The sequence below is a fragment of the Aquipuribacter hungaricus genome, from assembly GCF_037860755.1.
Taxonomy (GTDB): domain Bacteria; phylum Actinomycetota; class Actinomycetes; order Actinomycetales; family JBBAYJ01; genus Aquipuribacter; species Aquipuribacter hungaricus.
The window spans coordinates 1-1,898 of sequence record NZ_JBBEOI010000389.1; the positions used below are offsets into that span (position 1 = coordinate 1).

3 protein-coding genes and 2 tRNA genes are annotated in these 1,898 nt (G+C 74.9%); 4 read left to right on the top strand and 1 reads right to left on the bottom strand.

Annotated elements, in window-relative coordinates:
• Positions 1-453, top strand: a 453-nt coding sequence (locus tag WCS02_RS19985) for a DUF3566 domain-containing protein (RefSeq protein WP_340296045.1), incomplete at its 5' end; no start/stop codon positions are given.
• 82 nt (positions 454-535) lie between these two features.
• A tRNA-Ile gene (locus WCS02_RS19990) sits at positions 536-609 on the top strand.
• A 235-nt stretch (positions 610-844) separates the two neighbouring features.
• Here the strand turns inward: WCS02_RS19990 and WCS02_RS19995 are convergent.
• Positions 845-1,339, bottom strand: a complete 495-nt coding sequence (locus WCS02_RS19995) for a DnaJ family domain-containing protein (protein WP_340296047.1) — start codon at positions 1,337-1,339, stop codon at positions 845-847.
• A gap of 119 nt (positions 1,340-1,458) precedes the next feature.
• On the opposite strand from WCS02_RS19995, the gene WCS02_RS20000 reads away from it, so the two are divergent.
• Positions 1,459-1,575, top strand: coding sequence for a DLW-39 family protein (locus WCS02_RS20000; protein ID WP_340296049.1), 117 nt, complete (start codon positions 1,459-1,461; stop codon positions 1,573-1,575).
• 73 nt (positions 1,576-1,648) lie between these two features.
• A tRNA-Ala gene (locus WCS02_RS20005) sits at positions 1,649-1,721 on the top strand.
• The last annotated feature ends 177 nt before the right edge of the window (positions 1,722-1,898 follow it).

Here is a 1,898-nt window from a genome sequence, read left to right on the forward strand (position 1 = left end):
CCCGCCGGCCAGGTGCGCCCCGGCCAGCCCCGCCCCGGTCAGCCCGGCGCAGCCGTCGCCGCGCGCGGCGGTCGTCCCGGTGTGCGCCGCGGTCCCCGCAAGGCCCGGCTCAGCCTGGCCCGGCTCGACCCGTGGTCGGTCTTCAAGCTGTCGTTCCTGCTCGCGGTGGCCCTGGGCATCGTCGGCGTCGTCGTCACGGCGGTCGTCTGGAACGTCGTCAACGGCATGGGCGTCTTCACCGACGTCAACGACCTCGTGGGCCAGGTGCAGGGCGACGAGAACGCCTTCGACATCTACAGCTACGTCGGCTTCGAGCGGATGCTGTCGCTGTCGGTGGTCGTCTCCGTCGTCAACGTCCTCATCATCACCGCGCTGGCGACGCTGTTCGCCTTCGTCTACAACATCTCCTCCGGGCTCGTCGGCGGGCTGCACGTCACCCTCACCGACGAGTGAGGCCCGGGCCCGTCCCGTCCTCGCCGGTTTCGGCGGGGGCCGGACGGTCGGGTACCCTCGCTCCTGCGCGTCAACGCGCCCCGGGCCTATAGCTCAGTTGGTCAGAGCGCTTCGCTGATAACGAAGAGGTCGGTGGTTCAAGTCCACCTAGGCCCACCCTGCTCCTGATGCCGCCCCCCGGTCACCGGCCGGGGGGCGTCGTCGTCCCTGGACGCTGGCCCTCGCCCCGGCTGGTGAGATCCGCCGAACGACGGCCCCGGACGGCGTGTCCCCGTCGTCCGGCCGCTCTCGTCGGCCGGCGCCAGGCGCGAGCGGTCACCGGTGACCGTCGCACCGGCGTGTCCCGGTCACCGGTGACCCCTCGCAGCCCCGGCCCGGCGATCCGGCCGGGTCAGCTCCGGGGGCCGGGCCAGCGGCGCCACCAGGGGCGGGCGGCGGTGGGCGGTGCGAGGTCCGGGACCGGCGGGGGCTCCGGGGCCGGCCGGGCGGCGCGCCAGCGGTCGAGCACCACCTCGACGTCCATGAGACCGACCGTCATGGGCGGGCCGCCGGTGGTCGGGCGGCGGAAGGCCTCCCGGACGCTGTCGTTGAACTCGGCGACGACCTCGCGCACCTGGGCCTCGCTGGTCAGCGTCCCCAGCCCGGCGAGCAGGCGCTCCCGGTCCCGCCGGAGCCGCAGCGGCACGGGCAGCGCCAGGGACAGGTCGACGCCCTCGCGCCGGGCGAGGTCGGCGGCCCACCGTTCAGCCGACCAGGGCTTGTCCAGGTCGGGGATCGGCTTGCCCGCGCCGGCCAGGTTGCTGAACGCGCCGCGCTCCTGCGCCTCGCGGATCTGGCGCTCGGTCCAGTCCTCGAACGACATGTCGACCGGCTTGCGTCGGGTCACCCGACCAGGGTCCCAGGTGCTCTCGCGCGCGCTCGGGCGGCCCGGCCCTGGCGTGTAACCTTGCCGGGCTGCTGTCGACGACGGTGGCGCACGGCCCGGGACCTGCAGGAGGAGACCACGTGAGGCGCATCCTCGTCGCAGCCTTCACCGGTGTGGCCGCCTTCGCGGCATGGCGCCGGTGGACCGACCGGAAGCACGAGGCCGAGCTCTGGGCCGAGGCGACCGACCCGGTCTGAGCACCACGGGCACCATCGGACCACCCGCACGACCGACCGGCAGCGACCGGTCAGCACGACCCGGACGGCTCCGGGGGGCGTGGCGCAATTGGTAGCGCACCTGCTTTGCAAGCAGGGGGTTAGGGGTTCGAGTCCCCTCGCCTCCACCCAGGCCGGGGTCCCTCTCGTCTCGCCGCGAAGGGGCCCCAGTCTGCTCATGCCGCGACCGACGGCCTCCGCCCCCGGCGCCGGACGAGCCGCCGCAGCGGACCTCCCGCCGGTCGCTCCGCCGGCAGCGCCGCGCCGACGGCCTGCAGCGCGGCGAGCGCGGCCGCCAACCCGCG